General features: G+C 69.9%; 18 protein-coding genes and 3 pseudogenes. 8 read left to right on the top strand and 13 right to left on the bottom strand.

The features are described from left to right. Positions 1–12: 12 nt before the first annotated feature. The 4 genes from AB0927_RS14075 to rpmG form a co-directional block, all read right to left on the bottom strand. Complete coding sequence (locus AB0927_RS14075) at positions 13–759, bottom strand: SDR family oxidoreductase (RefSeq protein ID WP_366667959.1); 747 nt, start codon at positions 757–759, stop codon at positions 13–15. 206 nt (positions 760–965) lie between these two features. After that, entirely contained in the window at positions 966–1,088 is a 123-nt protein-coding gene (locus AB0927_RS14070) for a ribosomal protein bL36 (RefSeq protein ID WP_366667825.1), read from the bottom strand. 23 nt (positions 1,089–1,111) lie between these two features. Beyond that, positions 1,112–1,372: a type B 50S ribosomal protein L31 gene (locus AB0927_RS14065; protein WP_366667824.1), complete on the bottom strand. Its 261-nt coding sequence runs from the start codon at positions 1,370–1,372 to the stop codon at positions 1,112–1,114. Positions 1,373–1,444: 72 nt separating this feature from the next. After that, the gene (gene rpmG, locus AB0927_RS14060; RefSeq protein ID WP_366667823.1) at positions 1,445–1,609 is read right to left on the bottom strand and encodes a 50S ribosomal protein L33; all 165 of its coding nucleotides are present in this window, start codon (positions 1,607–1,609) and stop codon (positions 1,445–1,447) included. 515 nt (positions 1,610–2,124) lie between these two features. On the opposite strand from rpmG, the gene AB0927_RS14055 reads away from it, so the two are divergent. Then, positions 2,125–2,586: a GNAT family N-acetyltransferase gene (locus AB0927_RS14055; protein ID WP_366667822.1), complete on the top strand. Its 462-nt coding sequence runs from the start codon at positions 2,125–2,127 to the stop codon at positions 2,584–2,586. A gap of 20 nt (positions 2,587–2,606) precedes the next feature. Here AB0927_RS14055 and AB0927_RS14050 read toward each other — a convergent pair whose 3' ends face one another. From AB0927_RS14050 to AB0927_RS14040, 3 genes and pseudogenes are all read right to left on the bottom strand, one after another. Beyond that, a complete protein-coding gene (locus tag AB0927_RS14050) occupies positions 2,607–3,902 on the bottom strand; it encodes an MFS transporter (RefSeq protein WP_366667821.1) in 1,296 nt (431 codons plus the stop codon). A gap of 16 nt (positions 3,903–3,918) precedes the next feature. Further along, positions 3,919–4,497 carry a GNAT family N-acetyltransferase gene (locus tag AB0927_RS14045; RefSeq protein ID WP_366667820.1) on the bottom strand — a complete coding sequence of 193 codons (579 nt, stop codon included), beginning with the start codon at positions 4,495–4,497 and terminating at the stop codon, positions 3,919–3,921. A gap of 28 nt (positions 4,498–4,525) precedes the next feature. Beyond that, positions 4,526–4,738, bottom strand: a pseudogene (locus tag AB0927_RS14040) (helicase); the annotation flags it as partial. Between AB0927_RS14040 and AB0927_RS14035 the strand changes: the two are divergent. After that, complete coding sequence (locus AB0927_RS14035; RefSeq protein ID WP_366667819.1) at positions 4,689–4,835, top strand: hypothetical protein; 147 nt, start codon at positions 4,689–4,691, stop codon at positions 4,833–4,835. The pseudogene AB0927_RS14040 and the gene AB0927_RS14035 overlap by 50 nt on opposite strands. 163 nt (positions 4,836–4,998) lie before the next feature. Here AB0927_RS14035 and AB0927_RS14030 read toward each other — a convergent pair whose 3' ends face one another. Next, positions 4,999–5,454, bottom strand: a complete 456-nt coding sequence (locus AB0927_RS14030; protein WP_366667818.1) for a hypothetical protein — start codon at positions 5,452–5,454, stop codon at positions 4,999–5,001. Positions 5,455–5,479: 25 nt separating this feature from the next. Between AB0927_RS14030 and AB0927_RS14025 the strand changes: the two genes are divergently transcribed. Next, the gene (locus AB0927_RS14025; RefSeq protein WP_366667817.1) at positions 5,480–5,866 is read left to right on the top strand and encodes a hypothetical protein; all 387 of its coding nucleotides are present in this window, start codon (positions 5,480–5,482) and stop codon (positions 5,864–5,866) included. Between the two features lie 867 nt (positions 5,867–6,733). Here the strand turns inward: AB0927_RS14025 and AB0927_RS14020 are convergent. Beyond that, on the bottom strand, positions 6,734–7,003 hold the full coding sequence (locus AB0927_RS14020) for a hypothetical protein (RefSeq protein ID WP_366667816.1): 270 nt from the start codon (positions 7,001–7,003) through the stop codon (positions 6,734–6,736). A gap of 240 nt (positions 7,004–7,243) precedes the next feature. Here AB0927_RS14020 and AB0927_RS14015 point away from each other — a divergent pair, with 240 nt between their 5' ends. Beyond that, positions 7,244–7,387 carry a hypothetical protein gene (locus AB0927_RS14015; RefSeq protein ID WP_366667815.1) on the top strand — a complete coding sequence of 48 codons (144 nt, stop codon included), beginning with the start codon at positions 7,244–7,246 and terminating at the stop codon, positions 7,385–7,387. Between the two features lie 51 nt (positions 7,388–7,438). After that, positions 7,439–7,703: pseudogene (locus AB0927_RS14010) on the top strand (transcriptional regulator); the annotation flags it as partial. Positions 7,704–8,708: 1,005 nt separating this feature from the next. On the opposite strand, the pseudogene AB0927_RS14005 reads toward AB0927_RS14010, so the two are convergent. Next, positions 8,709–9,144 (bottom strand): annotated as a pseudogene (locus AB0927_RS14005) (helicase associated domain-containing protein); the annotation flags it as partial. Between the two features lie 821 nt (positions 9,145–9,965). On the opposite strand from AB0927_RS14005, the gene AB0927_RS14000 reads away from it, so the two are divergent. Then, on the top strand, positions 9,966–12,158 hold the full coding sequence (locus AB0927_RS14000) for a DPP IV N-terminal domain-containing protein (RefSeq protein ID WP_366667814.1): 2,193 nt from the start codon (positions 9,966–9,968) through the stop codon (positions 12,156–12,158). Positions 12,159–12,701: 543 nt separating this feature from the next. Here AB0927_RS14000 and AB0927_RS13995 read toward each other — a convergent pair. Both AB0927_RS13995 and AB0927_RS13990 read right to left on the bottom strand, forming a co-directional pair. Next, complete coding sequence (locus AB0927_RS13995; RefSeq protein WP_366667813.1) at positions 12,702–12,941, bottom strand: hypothetical protein; 240 nt, start codon at positions 12,939–12,941, stop codon at positions 12,702–12,704. Then, a complete protein-coding gene (locus tag AB0927_RS13990) occupies positions 12,942–14,057 on the bottom strand; it encodes an ATP-binding protein (protein WP_366667812.1) in 1,116 nt (371 codons plus the stop codon). 232 nt (positions 14,058–14,289) lie between these two features. On the opposite strand from AB0927_RS13990, the gene AB0927_RS13985 reads away from it, so the two are divergent. Together AB0927_RS13985 and AB0927_RS13980 are read left to right on the top strand one after the other, a co-directional pair. After that, positions 14,290–14,724, top strand: coding sequence for a hypothetical protein (locus AB0927_RS13985; protein WP_366667958.1), 435 nt, complete (start codon positions 14,290–14,292; stop codon positions 14,722–14,724). A gap of 927 nt (positions 14,725–15,651) precedes the next feature. Further along, positions 15,652–15,885: a hypothetical protein gene (locus AB0927_RS13980; protein ID WP_366667811.1), complete on the top strand. Its 234-nt coding sequence runs from the start codon at positions 15,652–15,654 to the stop codon at positions 15,883–15,885. A gap of 18 nt (positions 15,886–15,903) precedes the next feature. On the opposite strand, the gene AB0927_RS13975 is transcribed toward AB0927_RS13980, so the two are convergent. Beyond that, a complete protein-coding gene (locus AB0927_RS13975; protein WP_366667957.1) occupies positions 15,904–17,103 on the bottom strand; it encodes an IS110 family transposase in 1,200 nt (399 codons plus the stop codon). Between the last annotated feature and the right edge of the window lie 633 nt (positions 17,104–17,736).

The following is a 17,736-nucleotide window of genomic DNA, read 5'->3' as shown; positions in this document are numbered from 1 at the left end:
CCGTGCTTCGGATCAGAGCTGCGAGCCGCCCGTGGCGTCGATGACCTGCCCGGTCACCCAGCGGGCGTCGTCCGAGGCCAGGAAGGCGACGACGTCCGCCACGTCCTCGGGGCGGCCCACCCGGCCGAGTGCCGAGAGCTGCGCGGCGGACTGCTCGGCGGCTTCGTTGCCCCGGAGCCAGGAGGCGTTCATGTCGGTGTCGATGATGCCGGGCGCGACCGAGTTGACGGTGATGCCGCGGCTGCCGAGGGCCTTGGCGAGGGTGAGGCTGAAGGTGTCGATGGCACCCTTGGTCATGCCGTAGGCGATGATGTCGGTCAGTGCGATGCGCGTCGCCCCGGACGACACGTTGATGATCCGGCCGCCGTCCCGCAGCCGCTTGAGCCCCTGCTGCACCAGGAAGAACGGGGCCCGCACGTTGACGGCGAACACCTCGTCGAAGGCCGCGGGGGTGACTTCCTCGATGTGGCCGCGGGGCGTGATGCCGGCGTTGTTCACCAGGATGTCGAGACCGGTGCTGTCGCCGTGCTCGAGGATCTGGCGGTCGAACTCGGCCCACAGGGCCTCCACGTCGCCCCCCGTGCCCAGTTCGGCTCGTACGGCGAAGGCCGTGCCGCCTGCCGCGCGGATCGACGCCACCACCTCTTCCGCGGCACCGGTGTTGCGCCCATAGTGCACGGCCACGAGGGCGCCTTCCCTGCCGAGCCGCTCGGCGGTCGCACGCCCGATGCCGCGGCTGCCGCCCGTGACGGGGGTCATCTCGTGGTCCGGCTGGACGACCGGACCGGCCGGCAGTGCGCCGAGGTCGTGTGCGGGGTGCACGACGATGTCGCGTTTGGTGGACGCTGCTCTCGGTTGACGGCTTCACCCGGCGCTGTCGGCCCGGGCGGATGTACGTGTACCGCACGGAATGGCCCGGCACCGCGGGTGCGGTGCCGGGCCGTGGGTACGCGCCGCGGCGGGGGTCAGCCCTGGCAGGCATTGAAGCGGGGTTCCTTCTTGCTGATCACGAAGGTCGCGCCCCGCCGGCGCACGGCCGGGGCGCCAGGCCTGGCCTTCAGCGAGCGAAGGAACTTGCGTACCTTCATCCGTCGGTGACGGTCGGTGGGGTTCAGCGGCGGCCGGCGGTGGTAAGGCCGTAGCGGTGCTGGAAGCGTTCCACCCGGCCCGCGGTGTCCACGACGCGCGAGGTGCCGGTGTAGAACGGGTGGCTCGCCGACGAGATCTCGACGTCGACGACCGGATATGTGGTGCCGTCCTCCCACTCGACCGTGTGCTGAGTGTCGATGGTGGAGCGGGTGAGCAGTTCGTAGCCCGCCGTGCGGTCGCGGAAGACGACGGGGCGGGAGACGGGGTGGATGCCGTTCCTCATGGGGTGTTCCTCCTCGGGGGGGCCTGCGCCGGCGGGCGCGGAGGCGGGAAGCGGGGGGTGGGGTGCGCGGGGTCAGCGCTCCTCGCGGAAGAGAACGTGCTGGCCGGCCACCGGGTCGTACTTGCGCAGGACCAGTCGGTCGGGGTCGTGCATACGGTTCTTGCGGGTCACGTAGGTGACTCCAGTGCCGGCCGTCGACCTCAGCTTGACGATGGGGCGTGTGGTGCTGCGTGCCATGAGGGACTCCTTCCGCCGACCGCCCGAGCTTGTTGACTCGAACATGTCAGACGGTTCTCTCAACAGCGCCATCCCGCGATGCATTCCCGGCTCTCGCGGGCACGGCGGGACGGACGACGACGTCACCGCGCCAGGCGCCGGGACGCGACCGGCCGACCACCCTCGAAGCCACCCCGGAGCGGTGAGGGTGCCGGGGACCACTCCCTCAAGCACAGGGGCCCCATGGTTGCCCCGACCCCGCCGCACTTCTCGCCGGAGCAGCGCGAGCGCCTGGAGCGGCTCGCCGACGCGGCCCGGCTGCGTATGGCGCTGTCCCCGTCGCCGAAGCCGCCACCCGTCCGGCGCCGCTCTCGCTCACGGCAGTACGCCGGCAGTCGGCCGAACCCGTGGCGCACGCGAGGGGCCGCCGCCGGGGATGAGCAGACACGGTGGACTTCACCGTGCGCCCTGTGCACGGAGGGGAGTGGAGGCCACGGTGGTGGATCGAAAGACCTACACCTGAGCGGGGGACGTAGATGGACGTGCTGATCAGGCCTGCACGGGCAACGGAAGCCGGTTTGCTCACCGACTTGGCAGTGCGGTCCAAGGCGCATTGGGGCTATGACGCCGAGTTCCTGGACGCGTGTCGAGACGAGCTCACCGTCGCCGCGAACGAGGTCGCACGCAGACGAGCCACGGTGGCTGACAGAGATGGCCGCATCCTGGGCTTCACGACCCTTGAGGGGGAGCCACCCACTGGCGTTCTAGGCATGATGTTTGTCGACCCGCAGGCCATTGGCCAGGGGATCGGCCGCCTTCTGTTCGAACGCACCATCGCTGCCGGGCGAGACCTGGGGTACACCCAGCTCACGATCGACGCGGACCCGAATGCTGAGCCTTTCTACCGCGCGATGGGCGCAGTCCGCATAGGAACCGTCCCCTCGGGCTCCATCGCCGGCCGAGTGCTGCCGCAGATGGTGGTCACCATCCAGCGCTGAAACAGCGCCGCTGGACAACATCATTGGGAAGCCTCCGCCGATGGGCGTGGTGGGCCGTCGGGGTTCTCCACCGCGGTGTGGCGGGCGGTTTCCTGGTGGGACGGTCTACCGGCGGCCTGTGCGGACAGGGGTACGGTCGCGGCTCCGGCCAGCACGAACACCCCGGCCAGCAGCACCCATCCGGTCGCTCCGACGCCGACCACGAGCGGCACGACGACCAGGGGCGCGAGGACACTGGCGGCGGCCGTGCCGATGCTTGCCACCGACTGGTATTCGCCCGCGGCGTCCTCGGGCATCAGGGCGACCGACAGACCCCAGAAGGCCGCCACGAAGATCACCTCCGCCGCCGCGTGGACGCAGCCGGCGACCAGTGCGACCAGCACGGCAACGCGGCCGTGGACGACGCCGGTGAGCGCGAACAGGACGCAGGCGACACCGAGGACGACGGCGGACGACAGGACCTTGCGCGTGGCGGTCCGGCGGGAGTTGTCCGCGCGTGCCGCCCTGGCCTGCAGGAGGGCGACCAGGACACCGTTCAGTACGACGAGGGCGCCGGCCGTCCACGGCGGCACGTCGGTGTGATGCGTCATCCACAGGGGCACTCCGGTGGACAGCAGCGACCAGCCCAGGGTCAGCACACCGCCGGCCACGGCGATGCTGACGAAGGGCACGTCCCTCAGGACACGTGTGCTTTGGTGCGCGCTGTCACGGGCCGGAAGAACGGTCGGGGGCAGGCGCAGCAGTATGACGGCGTAGAGGATGTTGGTGGTGAAGTTCGCCAGGATGAGGACGACGAAGGCGGGCAGCGAGCCCAAGGCGAGGACGACACCGCCCAGGGCACCGCCGAGGGTGAAGCCGACGGAGCGTGCCGCCTGCTGCTTGCCGAGTTCCGCGACACGTTCATGGCGGCCGGCCAGTCCCATGACGTAGACCTGGAAGACACCCACACGTGCCTTGTCGCAGGCGTTGGCGACCAGGGCCACGGGCAGGAACGTCCAGAAGTTCCTGACGCCGAGGAAGGCGGCCAGGGCGATACCGCTGACGAGGGTGAGAGCGACCAGGATGCGCCGGGGCCCGAGCCGGTCCGCCAGACGTCCCAGGGGGACGCCGATGAGAAGTGCCAGGGCGCCCCCAGCGGTCGCACCGACGGCGAACTCGGAGGCGCTCAGCCCACCGAACCGGGTGAGGTAGATCGTCCACACCGTGAGCCAGGCCCCGTCACCGGCCGAGGTGATCGCCTGACCGGCTGCCAGGACGCGCAGCGGCGACGCCGGGCCTCCACGGCGGTTCGTCGTCGCCGTCGGTCGTGTGCGCATCCGGGATGTCTCCCGTTCACCTCCCGTCATGTGCGTCCGGCCTGGGCAGACCCGCGAGCAGGTCGTCCAAATGCAACTCGTGTGCCCCGGTGATGCCGGAGCAGTCCCACGGGAGGTCCACTCGGGGTGGCCTATCACGGTCGTAGAGGTAGGTGACGTGCAGCTTCCCCGCCGGATCGATGGTGATGGCGGGATGGTCACACAGGAAGTCGCGTACCTCCGGGGTGTCCTGACGAGGAATCAGCACGAGGCGCTTGCGGGCGAAGTGGGTGCGCGGTACGACTATCCGCGGGCGGAACTTGCGCTTGAAGGCGTACAGGCCCTCGCTGATGAACGGCCGTGACCCCGACATTTCTGCGTGGGCGATGCCCTCCTCGATTGCCCACCGCATGACCAGGTGGTAGAGGACGAGCTGTGCCCCGTCCCGGTAATGCCCCGGATCGCCTTCGAGGACGCCGGCGAGCCGTATCACGAGCACGTCCCCTTCGAGACGGCACAGCACACCGGCGATTCGCTCGTCCGCCCTGCGGAGGAAGAACAGCATCCCGCGGCGAAACAGCGCGTGTTCCGCCACGTCACGCCGCTCGCTGCGCACCCAGCCGCCGTGCCGGGCGGCCGACCTGGCGCTCGTCGTGGCTGCGCAGGCCCTGGAGCACGGCCACGAGGGGGCGGAAGCTGGCGGAGGCGATCATGTCGGTGGGGTCCTCGCCGGGCTCCAGGAACACCGGCACGATGATCCGCGCGACCTTCGTGCTGCCGTCCTTGTTGAGCCGCAGCGCGCGGCCGATGTTCTGCACGATCTCCACCTGCGAGCCGCGAGTGTCCGACCCGGCCCACCATCAGCCGCTGAACCCCGACGAGCACGCCGACCCCGACATCGACTGGCCGGCCCTGCCGACCGACAACATGCTGTTCCGTCGCAACGAACCTTGAGCGCTCTCACCGAAGTCTGGTGGGTGGGCGTCTTTCTCATCGATGCTTGGCCAGACTGGGCCGCGCAAGGCGCATGACGAAACGGAGGGGAATGGCGTCGATCGCCCTGTACTACCCGTGGATGCACTTCCAGGACAGCGACTGGCTCAAGCTCGCGCTGCTGTCATGGGAAAGGATCGTCAGGCTTCGTCCGCGCGCGGTCGATGATCGCGACAGCGAGGTAGTCCGGGAGATCCGTGGGGAGAGTGATCTCCTGGAGGAGATCACTCCGAGCAGGCACGACCTGGAGACGGTAGCCGCCGCCTTCTTCGAACTCATCGAGGGTGAGGGACGGCATGCGGGCTATGCCGTCAGAGCCCTGCGACGAACAGCCCCAGCACTCGCCGTGGACCTCTACCCTCCAGCCAGCCGGCAGCCATCTGATGAGCCTGTTCACGATCGGGCACTGGTGTGGATCTACCGCGACATCGCAGGCGCCAAGATTTCCGACGACCTGCGGCGCTATTTGGTGAGGGCAGACCTGGCCCAGCAGGTCGACGACTGGGACCCGTGGATCGGCCTCCACCCCAAGCTGGGCACCGTCTACCTGACCGCCTTGGCCGACGCCGTCGCCCGTCACAACGCGCTGTCACCCGTGACCGACGATGTGCGGATACACCACGCGGTGTTGTGCCCTCGACCACCTCACCGATCTGCTCGACCAGCCCGTACCCACGGGCCACCTGGACACTCGGGCCGCCTACGTCCATCTCTCGCTGCGCGCGGCGATTCGGCCCGAGAGGATCGCAGCCGTGCCCGTCTCCCAGCTGGTGCGCTTCCGGCAGCGGTACGCGCCCGAGCTCGCGGCCTTCCACGCGCACATCGACTTCCTGGCAACCGAACTGGAACAGATCGCCGCTGTCGAGAACGCCGAGATCGCCCAGGCCCACCTGCAGGCGCTCTACGAGCGGGCCACCAAGCCGCAACTGGACGAACTGCGCCGGGCGTTGCGCTTCTTCGGCATCGAGTCGACGGTGGCTACGCTGGGTTGAAGGTGGACCTTGGGGCCGTCTCCGGCACAGCGTTGGGCACCCTGGCCGTTTCCGGAGGCCACCCAGCGGTCGGGACCGCGGCGGTCGCGCTCACCGTCGTTCCCTACACGGGCCGCCTGAAGGCCCGTCAGCAACAGCGAAGTGGCTCTCCCGTGGCCTATCTCCTGGCTGCGGAGCGGATGTCGAACCGGTCGCCGCTGGGCTTGCGCCCCTGAGGATTTCCCGCGCGCGGATCAGGCGGATGACGGCAGCGCGGATCGAGTCGTACGCGGCGTCCTCAACGGTGTGGTCCGGGCCGGCGGTGAGGGCGTCGGCCTTCACGGTCCAGCAGCGGCCCTGGTTCTCGACGGCGACGAACACGGCGCGCTGGTGCTTGGCCTGCCGGTACGCGGTGTTGAAGGCGCCGACGGCGGTGGCGTCGGGGATCTGGCCGGCGGGGCACGGGGTCGGCAGCGGCTGTATGGGGGCATCGTCGCAGGAGGGGCGGACATGCCGTCGGTGTTGACGCCGGTCGTGTCCCGCCGGCGCCGGGAGCGTTGTTGGGGTGACGCGTGCACGGGTTGTAGAAGGATCCCACGGGACTCGTGCAGGTCGGCGGCCCCGGTACCTGCCCGGCACCCGGGGCCGCAGCACGTACGGCCCGATCAGGGCTGAAGCGGTTCCGCGGTGGCCAGTGGCTCGCGAAGGTCGGCGGGCAGCTCGGGGTGGTCGCGCCAGTCGGCGCACAGGCCGAGCATGTCGTTCCACGCCTGCCGCAGGATGTCGGGGTTCCCGTCGGGCCATTCGAGCTGCCGCAGGAGCGCCGCCGTCCTGCACGCGGCGGCCTCCGGGACAGGGTCGCCGGACGCGCCGGACGTGCGGCACGCTTCAGCGCGCGCTCGCGAAGACCATCAGGGCCATGAGGCTGACGCTCAGCACCACGACGGTGAGGGCCTGCGCGAGGGGGCTGCCCCGCCCCTTTTTACGGGCGCGGGTCACGAGCCAGCCGCTGCTGTCGCTGGAGCTGTCATGACCGTGGTGGCCGTGATGGCCGCCGTGGTGCCCGGAACCGCCGTGGCTGTGACCTGAGTCGCTGTGACCGCCGCCGTCCATGGACTGCCTCCCGGTGACTGGGGCGAACGCGAGAACCGCGTCCACGTCGTGGTGGCTACGACGGCTCGGTGCCGCGTGCGGTTCCCCCGCGGTCACCAGATGATCAATTGCAAGGGGTCGGCCGCGCGAACGTGGGAAGGGAGTCCTACGCCAGTGAGTGAAGGCAAAGTTGGACTCTTTGGCGACCGCACTGTACGTCAGAACCGACGCGTTGCTGAAAAAATCGCCGTGTCTTGCGTCGTGGCGGCTGGCATCGCGCGCAGCTACCGCGGCAGCGAATGCACCTTGGCCCAGTTCCGATGCGAGACAGAGCGACGGCCTGGCCCCGGCGGGCTCCTGGTCCGCGCCGACGACGGCACCGCCGTCCTGGCCGACGTCGTCCGCTACAGCCTCCGCCTCACCGACGCCGACGACGTCAGCACCTACTGACACGCCCCATGGCAGAACCACTGACATCCAGTGGCCCCCGAGGCTGCGGTCATGACTGCAACCGAGAACACCCAGACCGCCGCCGCCCCGGCCCCCGTCGCCGCTGCTCCGGCCGCCGCGACTCGCCCGGCGCGCACCACCAGGACGTCGACGCCGGCGCGCCGACCAGGCGCGAAGAAGGGCGGCCCCGGCCGCAACCCCGGCGGGCGGAGCCGACCCGCGGTTCGAGAACGGCCCGCTGGCGGTCTTCGACGTCGATGCCGACGGCACGGTGCTGGCGTACTGCACCGGCGGCCTGGTCCTGGACGTGCCTGCCCCGCCGCAGCCTCGGCCCCGAGTTGGAGGGCAGCATCTTTCCTGACCGGGCGGTGCGGCAAGTCCGGCTGAAACACCAGCGGACCGGCCGGCGGGGGTCGGTGTACGGAAGGGGCTGGCCACGGGCGTCTGGGTGAGCTGAGGGAGATCCACTGTCCGGAACACCCACGGACCAAGAAACCGACATAGGGGACTTCTGTCCTTTTTCGGGAGGGTGGGAGTGCTCCTGGGCGTGCCATCCTCTTCGGCACCGGAGGACGGGTCGATCACGACGCCTTCCGGACCCTGCACTTCGAAGGGAAAGCGGCTCGACGCCGGCCGCTGAGGTACGCCGGAATCCGACTGTGTTCAGGGCTGTTGGTGTCAGCCGCTGGTGTCAGACATCAGTGGCTCACTTGACGCTTGCCCTGACCAGAAGTAAAGGCACTGTTCAATCTGCGTCGCCAGCATGACGGTCCTTGGCGAACATTCCAGCCCGGAGCTGAAGCACCGCACCGAGCACGATGATCCCCAGGGCAACGGTGGAAACAGCCATGCCTGCTCCGGAGGAGAAGCCGAGAAGTTTAGCTCCGCCGTCCAAGACGAAGCCACCACCCATCGCTATCCGACCCCAACCATCCCTAGACGACCGCGCGTACTCTGCGATTCCCCGGCTGCCGGTCAAGGTCAACACACCCAGGACTACGACAAAACAGCCCGAGCCCAACATGATCCACGCAGACATGGCACCCCTCCACGAGAAAGCTACTGCACGGACTTGGCCTGTGGCCTGACGGTGCCGTAGAGCACCATAGAGCCCGCGCCAAGCCGCACCCGCTTCCCTCCTCAACCCACCATCCACCCCAGCTCCCACCCCGTCTGCCGTCGGCCCGCACACCGTGGAGCGGGCGTGGTTCATGGCGTCCAGGTGGAGCGCGCCACCGTACGAACGACCTGGAAGCCATGGGCCGCGTCTGCTCGGCTCTGCCGGGGTCGACGGCAGACGGGATGGGAGCACCCCACGCACGCCACTGCTCGCCGGCACTCGCAGCCCTTCCGCACGCCGCCGGTCGTTCTCGGCGGCCTTGCGGGCGGCGGCCCGCGCGTTCTTCAGGAAGATGCCGCCTTCGCGCCCTGGAAGGTGGCGTCCAGCGGGGCCAGGAGGTGCCCGTGTTCGGCCGCCCACCCGCGCGCGGCGGACAGGCCCTCCTCCCACGCGACGTCGAAGTGCGACCAGATCACGCCGAGCTTCTCCACCTGGGCGATGCGGTCCTCGACCATGTCGCCGCGGGCGTAGAACCGGCGTGCGTCGGCGGTCCACTGCCCGAGCGGGAAGTTGGCGAGGGAGGCTGGCCACCCCGTGCCTTCCGCTTCATGGTCGTTGACGGCGGGCACGCGGAACGTGAACGCTTCAAGTCGCCGTGCTCGCGCGCGTAGATGACGGCGGCCTCCACGCCGCGCCTCGCCCGCGCCGCTCCCCGTCCGTACTGGCTCCCGGCCGTCACCGTCCGGCCGAGCGCGCCACCCCGCCCATGGGCCCGTGCCGCCCCCGGCCGCCGTCCCGCTGCCTGGCCTCCGCTCGCCCGCTCACCGGCGTCCTGCCGTGGCAGCCCGTCGGCGCCACCCCGCTACCCGCTCTGCCGCGGTGCTCCGCCGAGCGCCTCGCCGTCCTGGCCGCGCTACCGGTACCGTGCTCGTTGCCGCTGGGCCCGTCGCCGTGCCGCCCGGCGGCTCGCCTCCGGCTGCGCTCCGGCTGTCCGCCCCCCGCCGCCCTCCGCGCCCAGGCGCTTGCCCGCCACCCACCGCCGCCGCGGCCTGACCGTTGCCGTCGGGCCAGCAGCCCGCGCGGCCGGCATCCGGCGGCGACAACGCTGACAGCGCTGCCCGAGGGCCGCGCTCCGCACCCCTGGGCCCCCGGCAGCCGCTCCTGAAACACCCGCTGGCCCGGCCCGGCGATCATGTAGTTGTCGAGTCCGCATGACCAAAACCGAAGACCATGCCTGTCGGTCTCCTCTTCTCCCATCCTCTCGGGCCTGGAACAACTGGCCCATGCCGTCTCCCCGCGGCCACTGCCGGACGCGGTGTGCTCGGCCCGGTTTCTTGCCAGCCTGCCGGATCCCCGCGGCCGGCGTTTCCCGCTGGTGGCGATTGTGACGGCCGCCGCGACTGCGTGCTGGCCGAGGCGAGATCCCTGACCGCGATCACCACCCCAGCCTCGCAAGCCCCGGCGCACGCCCAACATTTTCGGCGCCGCTGCGTCAAAGCGAGTGACACAGTGTCAGGCATGTTGACTCGTTCCCTTCCGCGACAGCTGACCCGCACCCGCCGCTTCACCCTCGGCGCGCCCACCCGTTTCACCGTGGCGCCGGACGGTGGGGCTGTCCTGTTCCTGCGGAGCCGGGCCGGGGACGATCCGGTCGGGTGCCTGTGGGCGCTCGACCTGGCCACCGGCGATGAGCGGCTACTGGCTGATCCCGCCGAACTGCTCGGCAGCACGGCCGATGAGGTGCCGGAGGAGGAGCGCATCCGGCGCGAGCGCGCCCGGCAGCAGGCCTGCGGGATCACCGACTACGCCACCGACACAGCCACCCGGCTGGCCGCCTTCGCGCTGTCCGGGCAGCTGTGGGTGGTGGACACCGGCTCCGGTGCGCTCCGGCAGCTGCCCGCCCGGCAGCCGGTGGTGGACCCGCGCCCGTCCCCGGACGGCCGGCACATTGCCTATGTCTGCGGCGGCGCGCTCCGGGTGATCGGCGCCGACGGCAGGGGCGACCGAGCGGTGGCCGCGCCTGAGCCGGCGGAGGGACCGGACGTCTTCTTCGGCCTGCCTGAGCATGTGGCGAGCGAGTCGATGGGCCGCTACCGGGCGTACTGGTGGGCACCGGACGGGGAGCGGCTGCTGACCACCCGGGTGGACAACCGGGCGGTCCGGCTGTGGTACATCGCCGATCCGGCCGACCCCGCCAAGCCGCCGCGCACCATGCGCTACCCGCAGGTCGGTACCGCCAACGCTGAGGTCACGCTCTGGATCGCCGACCTGGCAGGCAACCGCTGCGAAATTCGCTGGGACCGTGCCGGCTTCGAGTACCTGCCCGCGGCCGGCTGGGACGGCCATGGTCCGTTCGCCGTCGTGCTCAGCCGCGACCAGCGCACGCTCCAGTTGCTGGCCGTCGACCCGGCAGACGGTGCGACCAGCCTGCTGGCCGAACGGCACGACGAGCACTGGGTGGAACTGCTGGTGCCCGGGGTGCCTGCGCACACAGCCACCGGCCTGCTGGTCGACTCTCTGGACCGGGACGAGACCCGGCATTTGAGCATCGACGGAACGCCGGTCACGCCGGACGGCCTGCAGTTGCACGAAGTGCTCGCCGTGGACGGCGAGACGGTCTTCTTCGTGGCCGCCACGGAGCCCACCGAGCGCCACCTGTGGACGTACCACCCCGACCAGGGCATACGCCGGTTGACCGAGGAGCCGGGCGTGCACTCCGGCGTCCTTCGCGGCGGCACGCTGGTGCACACCACCCGCACGCTGGACCTGCCGGGCTCGCGCACCACCGTGCACCGGCCGGCCGAGGACGGCCGACCACAGCCGGCCGGCCCCCCGCCCGTCGAGATCACCTCGCACGCCCAGCGACCACTGCTCGAACTGCGCGTCGAATCCGCCGCCGTCGGACCACGCGAACTGCGCACGCACCTCTTCCTGCCATCCTGGCACCAGCCCGGCGACGCACCACTGCCGGTGCTGGTCGACCCCTACGGCGGCCCCGCGATACAGAAGGTGATGGCCGAACAGAGCAGTCACACCTTCGTCTCACAGTGGTTCGCCGAACAGGGCTTCGCGGTGCTGGTGACGGACGGCGCCGGCACGCCCGGACGCGGACCACGCTGGGAGAAGGAGATCTTCGGCGACCTGATCGGCCCGACCCTGACCGACCAGATCGCCGCGCTGCACGCGACCGCCGAGCGCCACCCGGAACTGGACCTCGGCCGGGTCGGCATCCGCGGCTGGTCGTTCAGCGGGATGCTGGCCGCCGCCGCGGTGGCCGGCGCCCCGCTCACCGACCAGCGGCTCTACGACGCCTGCTGGAAGGAGCGTTTCCTCGGTCTGCCCGACCGCTACCCGGGGAACTACGAGATGTCCTCATTGCTCGCCGACGCTTTGAAGCTCAGCCGTCCGCTGCTGCTGATGCACGGACTGGCGGACGACAACGCCTTCGTGGCCAACACGCTGCGACTGTCCGCCGCCCTGCTGGCCGCCGGGAAACCGCACGAGGTGCTGCCACTGAGCGGGATGACACATGCCGCACCGACCGACGACACGTTCGCCCGGCTGCTGGGACACCAACTGGAGTTCCTCCAGCGGCACCTGGACGGCCGACCTGCCGGGTGCGCTGCCAGCGGGCGGCACCATGCCGGCCGACCGGAGGGCCACGGACGCGCAAGGGCCGGGCGGCGACTACCAGGCGCCGGGCGCGGTTGAGATCGGGCGACAAGCTGATCGTGTCGGGCCGTAGGACGCGTGAGGGGGGGGCGGGCGCGGGCGGCAGGGCGTCGCGGATCTGCTGCAGTCCCGCGTCCTGCGTCGGGCCGTGGGGGATCCGGCGCCTGCTGCGTGGCGGACCACCACGGGCGGGGCTCTGTGAGTGACGCGGCGCGTCTGGGGCCTACCTGTCCGCGTCAGTCGTGGGCTGACACGGCACTCGGCCGGGCACCGTCACAGCGCGGCAAAGGGGCGGCACCAGACGGGACAACCACGGGCTTCGGGCCGGAATCACGGCGCGGCGGCCGGCCCGCCGGGCCCCAGTCGCGAAGCGGCATGCAACAGCCCCGGCCCGGGGGTGGATGCGGCGTGCGGTTGGGGCAGGCGCATCGTCTGTGCCAGGTGGCGGTGTATGCGGTCGGCTTCACCACGTACCTGGGCGGGTATGTCGCCGCGCTCGGCAATGAGGCGGCTGTAGATGGGGTGTCCTGGTACACGGCAGGGTCTGCTCGTTTCGTCTGGGTGGGGCGGGCGTCGGAAGCTTCAGAGCTGCGGGTCGAGGCCGAACTGGTTCATCACGTCGGTGAACAGCTCCTGTGCGGTCTCCTCAAGGGCTCCGCCTTCGTCGAGCGGGGTCAGCGTGGCGGTGACGGGCTGGATCCGGCGGGGGTGGCGGGCGTGGTCGGGAACGTTGGTGAAGTCGCCGAAACCGGTGACGACCGGGACCAGGGCGGGCGGCGGCGCTATGGGAGCGGCGGTGACGGCGGTGAGCTTCGCGGTCACCTACAGCGCGCTGTCCACCCGCAGCCGACGGGCCAGTTCCCAGGCGGTGGTGGTCAGATCGCGGCAGCACGCGCCGATGAAGTCCTCGGACACCGCGACGCCCGCGTCGGGCAGGTCATCGGCGACCAGGTTGCGTGCGGCCTTCCAGGAGACGTTGGCGGCCAGCAGCACGGTCCCGTCGTGGTGCAGTTCGGCGTGGACCTCGCGGGCGCCCGGCAGGAGGAGCGTGCTGAGGACCCAGCGGCGCAGTCCGGGCCGCGGGTTGCCGGTGACGACCTCCAGACTGGCCAGGGGACCGGGCCTCATCGGATCACGGCCCCCGCGGCGGGCGGCCTGGGCGACGGCGGTGGTCTCTTCGCGGGTCAGGCGGGGGGCGGTGCGCGGCAGCGGGCGCTCGGGGCGGGCCAGGGCGAAGAAGTAGGCAGTCGGCTCGGTGTGCTGGGCGGCCACGGTCTCCTGAGCGTGGGCGAGCAGGTGGTGTGCTTCGTCCTCGGCGCGCTGGGCGCGGGTGAAGCGGTCGCGGTAGGCGCGTTCGAGTTGGTGCTCGGCCATCCAGGCGGTGTGGTCGCGGTCACGGTAGGGGGCGACGGCGGCCTGCTGGTCCTTGTCCTTGGCGGCGGTGCCGTAGACGAGGTGGGGGGCCATGGGGCTGGCCGGGACATCGGCCACGAGCACGCTGGTGGCGCCGTCTGGGGAAGTGAGGACCCTGAAGGTGAGGTCGGGCAGGTAGGGGTGGACGTGGTTGCGGACCCACTGGGCGTACTGCTCGATGTTCGCCTTGTCCGGGTCGATGCCGACCAGTTCGCACGTGGTGTCCCGCACGCCGAAGATGATCTGACCGCCGCGGGTGTTGGCCATCGCGGCAACATCCTTGGCCAGTTCGTTCCAGCGGCCCTCGCGCGGAGGCCGCGGGAGCTGCTCCTTCCAGTCCAGGTCATCGGACTCCGCCAGCCGGTCAGCAGCAGCCTTGGCGGGGAGCAGGGCCTGAAACGCTCGGTCGCCACTGATGCCCGCGGCGTCTCGCTCGGCCTGGTTGTGGCGGGAGCCAAGCTGAGGTCGGTGGCCAGCAGGCGAGCCACCCCGGAGCTGTGCCTGCGAAGCCGCAGCCGAGTCCATCCGAGCTTCTGCTTGGACCGGAGAAACAGGTGCTCGATGTCTCATTGACCGAGACCGCAGCGGATGAACCGCTGCCCGCGGGTAGGTTGTGCTTCCTTCGCTCACTCTCAGTGTGGCATGTGTCACCTTCCTTACCTGTGACGCTCAACGACCAGAATCCGCTTAGCAAATGGGGGGGGGAATGAAGGTCAAGTTCCCCCGTTGCTGAACGAGGGGATGACACTTGAGCGAGATGGATAGACGCGCGCCCGACGCCAGTCGTATGCGGTTGTGCGCTGCGGCCTTTGTCACACGTGCCACTGCTCGCAGTCGTCTGCCGCTGGACTATTCGGAGCGCAGCCTGCGGATCGTCGACTTCCTGATCGATGGGTTACGCAAGGGCGGGGCCGACCGAGAACAGGCCCGCGACACGCTGTTCGGGCTCGGCGCGTACGTCGGGGAGATCCTCGTCCGCCGTGCGGGGGCTATCTGGATTGACCTCGATGCCGACCAACGTGCCCGCTTCGGGCAGCCAGTTGGCATCCGGATGCCGGACACTCGTGTCTGGAATCCTCTGGGAAAGGTGCTCAATCGCTTCGAGGCAGGCGGTCCGGAAGAGTCCCTGCGCCTCTTCTACCTGACAATGCATGGACGAATGCGCCGAGCACCGGAAGACCTGACTTCGTGACCGCGATAGCCGTGGTGTCCACCGCTCGATGACGTCACGGCTATGGCGTCAGCACTGCCGGCGAGCGGGGTGTAGACCAGGATACTCGCGCCTCTCTCTTCATCATCGGCTTTGAAACCGCGCCCGTGCTGGCCACCTGGACGTCGCCCTGAGGATGAATGTCCCATCCACGACGGCTGTGCCCCTCCGGGCGTCGGCGACAACTTCTGCTTTGCTGGAGGAGCGGCCCGAGCTCAGGCCCAGTCCCGGCGATGCGCATACAGATCTCGGCCACGCCTCCGAGGCTGGCGTGCGGATCTTCCCGGTCTGCAGCGCGGCGCTGAGCCTGTCCACGTCATGCCGCGCCAATCCTTGCGATCGGGCCGCAGTGCGGCAGGTTTACCGTGTGTGCCACGGCCCCGGTCCGTGCTTCGGCGGCTTCTGCGGCGGTGTGGGGCGACCGCCGTGGCGCCGGTACGACGGCTCCGCCTGTTAATCATGCTCTTTCAACGACGTGCATTTGAGCTTGTGGGCGTACCGGTAGGCGGCGGCCAGGGCTGTGATGCCGGCCGCGAGTAGACACACGCTGCCGATGCCTGCACACACGAGGGCCGCGATGACGAGGTCGCCGGGTATCACTGACTCTCCTGGGTCTCAGACGGGTTGACGAGGATGTTTGTGGGGCACGGTGAGGGTGCCGCGCCCCGGCTCGGCTGCTTGACACGTGTGTGAGGGAGGCGACCTCATCCCAAGGCGGTGTGCGGCGTTCAGGGCGCGTTGAAGCCGGTCGCGGCCGGCGAGGCCCGAGCGAGTGAGTTTGTGCTTCCGCTCGGCGGGGACCGTCCGGGAGGTCGTACTGCCGGGGGGGGGGTGCCCCTATGTGGTTGGTCAAGGTCGAAGGCCAGTAGGTTCGTGTGGTCGAGGGTGGGCCGATCCGTAGGGGTGCGCATGGGCGATAGCCAGGTCACAATCAAGCTCACGAGTGACGAGGCACTGGTGCTGTCGCACTGGCTGGAGAAGCTGCAGATGACGGACCTCAGCCGTGTTGTTGATGACCCGGCGGTGTGGGGACCGATCCATCGGATCGCCGGAACGCTGGACAAAGCGCTTCCTGAGCTGTTCGCACCTGACTATGACCAGCGGCTTGCGGACGCTCGTCGGCGGCTTCGGCCGGAGGACTGACTGATCGGTCTGGACTCCTCACCTGGCCGTGGCGGGTTGAGGCTGGTAGAAGGTGCCGTCGCGGAGCATTGCGAAGAGGACGTCGGCCCGGCGTCTGGCGAGGCAGAGCAGAGCCTGGGTGTGGTGCTTCCCTTGGGTGATCTTTTTGTCGTAGTAGGCCCGCGATGCCGGGTCGCCGAGTGCGGCGAACGCGGAGAGGAAGAAGGCTCGTTTGAGCTGCTTGTTTCCCCTCCGGGATGGCTGTTCGCCGCGGATCGATGAGCCCGAGCTCCGGGTCGCCGGGGCGAGACCCGCGTAGGCGGCGAGGTGGCCGGCGGTCGGGAAGGTGCTGCCGTCACCGACCTCGATCAGGATCCGGGCTCCGGTCCTGACGCCGACTCCCGGCATCGACGTCAGGACCTTCGAAAGAGGGTGGTCCTCCAGGAGTTCCTCGATCCGCCCGGCCAGCAGCTTGCGCTGGTCAAGGACGGCCGTCAGCGAGGTGGCCAGGCTCGGGACGATCAATGCGGCCGCCTCGGTGCCAGGGACCGTGACGGTCTGCTCGTCCAGGGCGGCGAAGATCTCCTCGACCAGCCTCTCGGCCATCCTCGGTGCCTTCGGCCGCAGCAGCGTGACCAGTTGCCGTCTGCCGGCCTTGCGTATCTGTGCCGGGGAGCCGAACCGTTCCAGCAGCGTGAGAACGGCCGGGTGCTGCAACCGCGGGCCCAGCACCCGCTCCAGCGAGGGATGGATCTGGGTCAGCAGACCGTGCAGCCGGTTCGCGACCCTGGTCGCTTCCCCTGCGAGGTCGTCGTCGAAGCCCACGATCATCTCCAGCTCGGCGATCGTCTCGTCCTCGCCGTCGATCGCCCGCAGCGTGTGCGGCATGGCGCGAGCCGCGTCCGCGATGATGAACGCGTCCTTCGCGTCCGTCTTGGCCTCACCTGGGTAGAGGTCGGCGATCCGCCGCATCGTCAGCCCCGGCAGATAGGCGACCGGGCAGCCCATGTCCCGGGCGACCGCCAGCGGCAAGGCGCCGATGGAGGCCGGCTGATCGACCACGACCAGCACCGTCCCGTGCTTGGCCTGGAGTTTCGCGAACAGCTCGCGGAGTTTGGGTTCGGTGTTGGGCAGGCGTTTGTCGAACGCCTTCTTCCCGGCCGGGGTGACGGCAGTGGCGTGGTGTTCGCCTTTGCCGACGTCCAGGCCGAGGAAGACGTCGATGTCGCCGGTGTCGATCACGTGCAGGCCCCTCCATCACGCTTTCGTCCGGCCTTGCCTGGGCACCGAGCTGCCACATCCACGTTACGGAGAGCTCCTCCGGCCCGGGTGAAGCCGGTGCTCAAGCCCCTCATCAGCGGTCCGTCGATGCCTTCGGGCCCGGTGACACCACCCCCCGGATCATGAACAACAAGGGGGGGAAGTCATGCCGGACCCGAAGGCCGGAGGCCCCGTTGCGGAGCCACGAACAAGGTAACGGGGGGGGAGGCGTCCCGTTGGGGACGAGCCGGAGGGGAGGAGAGAGGCTGATCCTCACCGGCTAAGGGGTTTATCGCGCCCGTGACCTGGGCCAGCGGGCGGGCACATCCGATGGCAGCCATTGGTGGGCTGCGTGAGGGGAACGCGGCTGCCGGTTCGCGAATGCCGGGCAGGGCGTCGTGGGGGCGCTAGCTGTTCTGTCCGGGGAGGTTGTGGACGGGTGAGCCAGGTCTCGGCTGAGGGATCTTGAACGGGTGAGGGCCCTTCCGGTTCGGTGTGGATTGCGACGTCTACACCGACCAGAAAGGCCCTCGTGGTCCACCGTAATGCACCCCTGACCGAGACCGGTCGCCTGCGTCTGGCCCGCTGCGTGGTCGAGGACGGCTGGCCCCT

The organism is Streptomyces sp. NPDC048106 (genome assembly GCF_040706415.1).
In the GTDB taxonomy this organism is placed as follows: domain Bacteria; phylum Actinomycetota; class Actinomycetes; order Streptomycetales; family Streptomycetaceae; genus Streptomyces.
This window is presented reverse-complemented; position numbering and strand designations above follow the sequence as displayed.